This window comes from Desulfobacteraceae bacterium (assembly GCA_022340425.1).
GTDB lineage: Bacteria > Desulfobacterota > Desulfobacteria > Desulfobacterales > JAABRJ01 > JAABRJ01.
Map to the genome: position 1 here is coordinate 1 of JAJDNY010000078.1, position 7502 is coordinate 7502.

Genomic DNA, 7502 nt, shown 5'->3' on the forward strand with positions numbered 1-7502 from the left:
CGCTCCTCCAGGGCGGAGAGGATCTCCACGCGTTTGATGGAGTCGATGCCCAGATCGGCCTCGATGTCCATCTCCAGGCTGAGCATCTCGGCGGGGTAACCGGTGAGCTCGGAGACCACGGAAAGCAGGTGGGCCTCGAGAGCCTCGACAGGTGCAGACGGCGCCACCGGCTGCGGTACGGCGGGTGGGGCCCCGGGGACCGTCGGGGCGATAGAAATGGGCCGGGGCGCTTCCCCCGGTGGGGCGCCGGCTGGTGTGGGTGCGGCCGCCGCCGGGGGCGGCATTGGGGCGGCCGGCCGCACCTTTCCGGAATCGAGGGTGCTATCGTGATGCCCGGGATTTCCCAGGGCGGCGTCGGTCATGCGCTGGATGCTGTCCAGCATGCGCTGCAGGCAATGGCTGGCCGCGGTCTGGGTGTCCAAAAATTTCTGATGGGCTTCGGCGGTTTGGTGTTGAAGGGCCTCCATCGATTTCAACCCTTCCCGCACGACCTCGAAGGCCTCCGCGGCAAAACCGCGGCGGCCGTGGTTGGTGTGAGTGTCCATGGCGCGATCGTTGTTAGGGTTCGGGGGTGAGGACAAGGCGCCTGGCGCTGCGCCGCAATGTGCCTGGGCTGGTGCCGGGGAAGCCGCCGGCCGGGTGGCAGGGGCCATACCCGCCTCGATTGCGCGCGGCGCGGGGCTGTGGGGCTCGGTCGCGACCCCAGTACGGGGGGTGGCAGTCACCGGGGGCGGCGGAATCGCCGCTTTCGGGGCCGGCTTCAGATTGGCCCCTGAAATGGGAATCGTCATGACGGCCTTGCGGGAGGCCGGCGGCGCCTCTTCCCATGCCGTCAGATCTACCGCAACACCCCAGGCCGCCAGCTGGCTGAGGGTTTTGGCGAGGTCCCCCAGGCCGAAGGCGGTGCCCGCCGAAGGATCCAGGGCCACGGCCTGAAAGGGTTTCTGGGAGAGGGTCGCCTTGACAAGCCCGGTCAGAACCGATTTCGGGCCGACCTCCACGAAGGTCTGAAACCCGTCGCGGTGGAGGGCCTCGATGGCGCCCACAAAGTCCACCGGCTTGACCAGTTGGCCTCCCAGCAGGGCCCGTGCCGCGGCGCTGTCGGCGGGGTAGGGGCGGCCGGTGGTGTTGGCATAGACCGGGACGGTGCTTTCGGCCATTTCAACCTGCGCCAGCGCCTGGGCAAAAGGAACCTGGGCGCTTTGCACCAGCGGGCTGTGAAAAGCGGCCGCGACCGGCAAACGGCGGGTTTGGAGGCCCCGCTTTTGGCAGGCCCGCTCGGCGGCGGCGATGGCGTCCACCGCCCCGGAAATGACCCCTTGCTCGGGGCTGTTGCGGTTGGCCAGGACCAGGGGGAGATCCAGCTCCGCCAGCAAATCGGCGATCTCCGCCAAGGGCGCTTTGACGGCCAACATGGCGCCGCTGGACGTTTGGGATGTATCGCCTTCGGGGCGGGCCGTCGCAGCCATGGCTTTGCCGCGGGCGACCGAAAGGGCCAGAAAGTCGCCGACGGAAAGGCGGCCGGCGGCATGCAGGGCTGTCAGTTCGCCGAAGCTGTGCCCACAGGCCGCCTGCGGGTGGACGCCGAACCGCTCCAAGACCGCCAGCATGGCCAGACTGAGGGCGCCGATGGCCGGCTGGGCCTTGTCGGTCTGGCGCAGGATTTTTTCCTGGGCGGCCTTTTCACGGTCGTTGCGGGCGGGAGAGGGGAATACGATCTCGCTCAGCTTGGGAGAGCCTTCCAAGGCGCGATCGGCCGCTTCGAAGGCCGCCAGCGCTTCGGGGAAAATACAGGCCAGATCCCGCCCCATCCCGACGTACTGGCTTCCCTGGCCCGGAAAGAGAAAGGCCGCTTTTGCGGCCGGCGCACCGCACCCGTAAAAGACGCCGGCCTGCCCCCAAGAGTGGTCGCAACCATTTTGGGCGAGCAGTTCGGCGGCATGCTGCAGGCTACCGGCAAAGGCCGCCGCCGCCTGGGCGCTGGTTGCCGCCGGCGGCCGCTGGATGGTGAGCACCAGGCGGTGGGCATCCCGGGTTGAAAAAGAGCGGCGGCTGTCATCGGCCAGGCGCGCAATTTCCGCGAGCGGGGGCGAAGGCTCCAAGGCGGCGGCGGCTTCCTGCAGCCGCGACCGGAGCCCTTCGGCATCCGCTGCCGAGAAGGCGACGATCTCCACCGAACCATCCCAGGCCACGGCGGTTTTCCGGGGGCTGTGTTCCTCGAGGACCAGGTGAAAATTGCTGCCGCCAAAGCCGAAGGCGCTGACCCCAGCACGGCGGGGATGGCCATCGGCGGCAATCCAGGGCCGGGTTTCGGTGTTGAGGTAAAAGGGGCTTTCCGCAATTCCGAGATCCGGGTCGGGGGTGTCGGCCTTGAGCGTTTTGGGCAGCACCTTGTGGTGCAGGGCCAGGGCCGCTTTGATCAGCCCAGCCGCCCCGGCGGCAGCCTTGGTGTGGCCGATGTTGGATTTGACCGACCCCAGGGCGCAGGGGGTGGGGCGGGGGCCCGACTCACCGAAAACATCGCACAACGCAGTGAATTCCACTCGGTCGCCGACCCGGGTCCCGGTGCCGTGGGCTTCCAACAAGCCCACCGTGGAAGGTTTAAAACCGGCGTCACGGTAAGCCTTGCGTAGGGCTTTGGCCTGGCCTTCCGGTCGGGGGGCATAAATGCTCTGGGACTTGCCGTCGCTGGCGGAGCCGACCCCCCGGATCACCGCCAGGATCGTGTCGCCGTGGGCTTCAGCGTCCGCCAATCGTTTGAGCAAAAGCAGCCCGACGCCCTCGCCGAGCACCGTGCCGTCGGCCGCCGCGGCAAACGGGCGGGCATCGCCGGTCTTGGAAAGGGTTTGGGTTCGGGCGAAGCACATGTGCATGAAGATGTCGTTCAGGGTGTCGATCCCGCCGCTGATGGCCATGTCGCAGCGCCGGGCCTGGAGTTCCATGACGGCCAGGTGGACGGCGCTCATGGAGCTCGCACAGGCGGCGTCCACCACGCAGTTGGTGCCCCCCAGGTTGAGGCGGTTGCAGATGCGGCCGGCAACCACATTGCCGAGCAGCCCGGGAAAGGAATTCTCCTGCCAGGGGATGTAGGCCTCCGCCATGCGCTCCAGGGCGGCCCGGACCGTTTCAGGGGGCAGCCCGGCGCTTTCCAGAGCCTTGCGCCAGGCCGGGTAGCCCAGCCGGGCGCCCAGGGGGATCACCAGTTCCTGGGTGCCCGTAACGCCCAAGATGACGCTGGTGCGATCCCGGTCGAATTCGCGCCCCTCTCCGTAGCCGGCGGCCTCCAGCAGGCGCTTGGCCGCCAGAAGGCCCAAAAGTTGGGAGGTGTCGGTGGCCTGCAAGGCGGCGGGCGGAATGCCGAATTCGGCCGGGTCGAAGGCGACGGGCTCCAGGAAGCCGCCACGCTTGCAGTAGACGTGGTCCGCTTTTTGGGGGTCCGGGTCGTAATAATCCCCGGGGGACCAGTGGGAAGCGGGAATTTCCGAAATGGCATCCACCCCTTGGAAAAGCAGGTGCCAGTAATCTCTGAGCCCCGGCGCTTTGGGGAAAAATCCTGCGGCGGCGATGATGGCAATGGCCGTTTGGTTTGGCTTTTCAAAAGTCATGGCGGCATCAAGAATCATTTTTCATGCGGCCGAGGCGGCGCATCCGCATGGGGTTGCAGGAAGAGAAACCTTCCTGGAGCCGAGGGCTGACAAAAAATTCACGCCCCACGGGCAGGGTTTTCACAGGGCATTTCCCCCGCTGCAACGGGCGGCGATTTCATCCAGCGGCAGCGGCGGGCAATGGGCCATCTCGGCGGGCAGACCCGCCCCCTGGCTTTGCAGCCAGTTGTAGCGCGTCAGCACGCAGGCGTTGAACAGCAGGTTGTGCGCGATGGTGACGACTTTGCGGTTTTCGGGCCGTTCCAGGAAGCTGCCTTTGACCCATTCGTTGAAGGCCCCCATCGCCGGCCCGCACCAGATCTGGTAGTCCAGAACGCGCGTGGGGTCTCCCTGGTTGGCCCAGTTGGAGGACTGGCCAAGGTAGGAGCGGAACACCAGAGCCATTTTATGACGCGCGTCACGATCAGCCCTTTGGTTTTGACGCGGGTCGCGCTGGTCGAAAAAGGCCCGGGTTTGTTCCCATTCCGCTTCAAAGCTGCAACGGAAATATTCCTTTTCCAGCAGCGCTTTTTCCTTGGGCGGGATCTGGTCGTAAGTTTCGTAGGCACGGTAGAGATCATAGAGCTTGGCGGCCCGCAGGGGAAACATGGTGCCCCGTTTGAGCACCTGAACCTTGACCCCCATCTCGAACATGTCCGCCGCGGGTGCCATTGTGACATCCGCCTGGCGGGCCTCTGCCAGCATCCGGCGGACCGTGTCCGAAGTTCCCGATTCCAGGCAGGCCTGGTTGATCGAACCTGTCAGAACGAATGCCGCACCCATGGCGAAGGCGCCCGCCACGGCCTGGGGGGTGGCGATGCCGCCTCCAAGCCCCACCCAGACCTGCCGTGAGTAGTGGTGCTGGGACGTGATTTGGTCGCGCAGTGCGAGCATCGTGGGCAGCAGCGTCAGAGCCGGCCGGTTGTCGGTGTGCCCGCCTGAATCGGCCTCGGCGGTCAAAGCGTCTGCGACCGGGATATGTGCGGCCAGTTCGGCTTCTGTCGGGGAAATGAGACCCCGCTGGCGCAGCTCGGCCAGAAACTTGGTCGGGGGCGGCGCCAAAAAACGGCTGGCAACTTCAACGCGGGATATCTTGGCAATGATTTTGTTGGGGCAGACGATCTCACCGTCCGGACCGCGGTGGATCCCTTTGACGCGGTAGAGAATCACCGGCAGGGTCAAATTGAGGTAGGCCGAGGCGCTGATGCAGCTCACGCCGTTTTCCAGATAAAGTTCGACGATGCGCAGCTCCAGATCCGGGTCCTGGGGACTGTGGATCAGATTGAAGCCGAAGGGGCGGTCGGGGAGGGCTTCCCGGGTTTGGTGGATGGCGGCCTCGACCTGGGGGGGGGCGAGCCCGGCGGCGCCGAAGAACCCGATCATGCCGTTTTCACCGGCCGCCTTAACCATCGCAACCGAGGTGATGCCGTTGGCCATGGCCCCCATGACGTAAGCGTAACGCAGGCCGAATGCTTTTTTGAAACCGGGGTCGCCCAGGGCGTGGGGCAACAGGGGGGGGACGATAGCGCTGAGGGGCAGCCCTTCCTTGGGCGGGTTGAATTCGCCCAAGGTAACCCGTCCGCCGGCGGCCAGGGCGGCCCGGCCGTCAAGGTAGACGAGGGCCATTGGGGCGGCCGGCGTCCGCAAGGCGGCGAGGATGACGTCCGGTTCGGCCTGAGGGGCGGCCGCACCACGCTCCCACCAGCCCAGGACCGCTTTCGGGGTGGGCAGATTGTGCGTCATTTATTATTTTATATAAAAAATTCGGATGTTTAAAGGCTATAATCAAGGGGCTCTGGTAAAACCTGCCGACTCGTAACGGAAGCCGGGCAGCAAATCACGCTTGAGTTCCCATGCCTTGACGGCGCAGAATAACCAAACACGTAAAAAGTGTCAAGAATCATGGCCTGCTAAAAGTCCAATAATAGCGGACTACCCGCGCGGGTGGCAGGCCTCGTGTACTTTTTGAATGTGCTCCTTGGCGACGTGGGTGTAAATTTGGGTGGTTGCGATGTCCACGTGGCCCAGCATGACCTGGACCGCCCTGAGATCCGCGCCGCCCTCCAGCAGGTGGCTGGCGAAAGAATGACGCAAACTGTGAGGCGTTATCTCTTTGACGATACCTGCTTTGCGTCCGTAGCGTTTCAGGAGTTTCCAGAACCCCTGGCGCGTCATAGGCCGCCCCGCCCTCGCCACGAAAAGGTGAGGGCTGACGAGCGATTTCAAAAGGATCGGGCGACCGGCTTCCAGGTAGGCTTGAATTTGCCGGCGCGCGTGCTGCCCGATGGGGACGATGCGCTCCTTGGCGCCCTTGCCCACGACCCGGACAAACCCCGCCTCCAGGTTCACCTGCTGGAGTTTTAAACCGATCAGCTCCGACACCCGCAGACCCGCGGCATACAGAAGCTCCAACATCGCGGCATCGCGCGAGCCGCGGGGGGTATTGGGGTCGGGCGCCGTCAGGAGGCGTCCGATATCCGTTACCGAAAAGACCTCCGGCAGTTTCAGGCCGGTTTTGGGCAGATCGATCAGGCGGGTGGGGTCGCTGGCGAGAAGGCCTTCACGGGTCAAAAATTTGTAGAAACCTCTCAGGGTGACCAGGTGCCGGGCCCGCGAGCGGGCGGCGAGGCCGGCGTTGCGCAGCTCGATGAGGTGCTTCAGCAGCAGCACGGTGTCGTTTTCGCTGAGATTTTTAACGCCGTTCTCCTTTAAAAAGGTGAAATAGCGCGCCAGGTCCTGGCTGTAGGATTCGATGGTTTTGCGGGCGAGACCCTTTTCCACCAGCAAGTAGGTGATGTAGCGGTCGGCCAGTTCATCCAGCTGGGCCATGGTTGGGCTCCAGGTAATGGTGGGTCTCACGTTTGATCTAAAACGGAAGTTCACCGGCTTCAGGTCGGTAGCGCGGTCCCCTGTCACTCCGCCAGGCAACGAAAACCGAGGATGTTGGCGCAAAAATCGGCCGACACCCGAAAGCGGGAATGGAGCCGGACGCTGTTGTCCGATATCCAGCTGCCACCCTTGGCGATGAGGGCGGCCGGCTGCCCGCCGCCCTCGAAAAGCGCTGGGGCGGCGTCCAGGGTCCACTCCAGGACGTTGCCGAGGCAGTCGCAAATTCCCAGGGCGCTGGCCCCCGCCGGAAAACGGTCCACCGGGGCGGTGTCTCCGATGCCGGTTTCCTCGGTGTTGCAGCGGTCATCCAGCCACTGGTCGCCCCAGGGTAGAAGAAGCCCCTCGCTGCCCCGGGCCGCCGCCTCCCATTCCACCTCCCGCGGCAGCCGTTTGCCGGTCCAGGCGGCAAAGGCCAAAGCGTCCTGCAGGCTGACCTGAACCACCGGGTGGTTGCGCTTGTCGTGCAGGCCGCTGCCAGGCCCGAAGGGCTGATACCAGCAGGCCCCTTTGACCACATCTCGCTGGTGAAAGGCGTGCCAGACCGATTTTATCCGCCCGCTCTCGGGATCCACCGTTTTCTGAAAACGGGCCTGGTAGACGGTGGCTTCGCCACGCCGCTCGGCGGTGGTGACGTAGCCCGTGCGGTCCACGAACACCTCGAAAAGAGCGTTGGTTACGGGGAATTTGCCCATGTAGAAGGCAGGCAATTGGACGCTGTGCGCCTCCAGCTCCCCCTTTAACGGATTTTGACTGCCGACGACATAGTTTTTTTCGGCAATCAGGAGGTACTGATTGTAGTAGCGTTCCATGACCCCAAGGAAGCCGTCGAATTTTTCAGCCAGAAGTTTCTGGCTGCGAAGATCCTCGGGATCGATGGGGATGTCGTCTTCGATCTGCTCCAAAGCGTCCAGTGGAAGGCCGATCTCCATCCCATTGGGGCTTTGGCTGTGGGATGCGGAATCGGCGGGT

At 64.6% G+C, this 7502-nt stretch carries 4 protein-coding genes; all 4 read right to left on the bottom strand.

Annotated features, from left to right (window positions below; all coding sequences use genetic code 11):
- Positions 1 to 3623, bottom strand: a 3623-nt coding sequence (locus LJE63_07320) for an acyltransferase domain-containing protein (GenBank protein ID MCG6906418.1), incomplete at its 3' end; no start/stop codon positions are given.
- 102 nt (positions 3624 to 3725) lie between these two features.
- Positions 3726 to 5387 (bottom strand): PfaD family polyunsaturated fatty acid/polyketide biosynthesis protein, encoded by a 1662-nt coding sequence (locus tag LJE63_07325; protein ID MCG6906419.1) that lies wholly within the window; start codon positions 5385 to 5387, stop codon positions 3726 to 3728.
- Between the two features lie 189 nt (positions 5388 to 5576).
- Entirely contained in the window at positions 5577 to 6473 is an 897-nt protein-coding gene (gene xerD, locus LJE63_07330) for a site-specific tyrosine recombinase XerD (GenBank protein ID MCG6906420.1), read from the bottom strand.
- Between the two features lie 83 nt (positions 6474 to 6556).
- Positions 6557 to 7502: formylglycine-generating enzyme family protein (locus LJE63_07335; GenBank protein MCG6906421.1), on the bottom strand; the 946-nt coding region annotated here is incomplete at its 5' end.

Coding starts and splice junctions, on each gene's coding strand:
- LJE63_07325 (MCG6906419.1), bottom strand. CDS start 5,387: ATGACGCACAATCTGCCCACCCCGAAAGCGGTCCTGGGCTGGTGGGAG.
- xerD (MCG6906420.1), bottom strand. CDS start 6,473: ATGGCCCAGCTGGATGAACTGGCCGACCGCTACATCACCTACTTGCTG.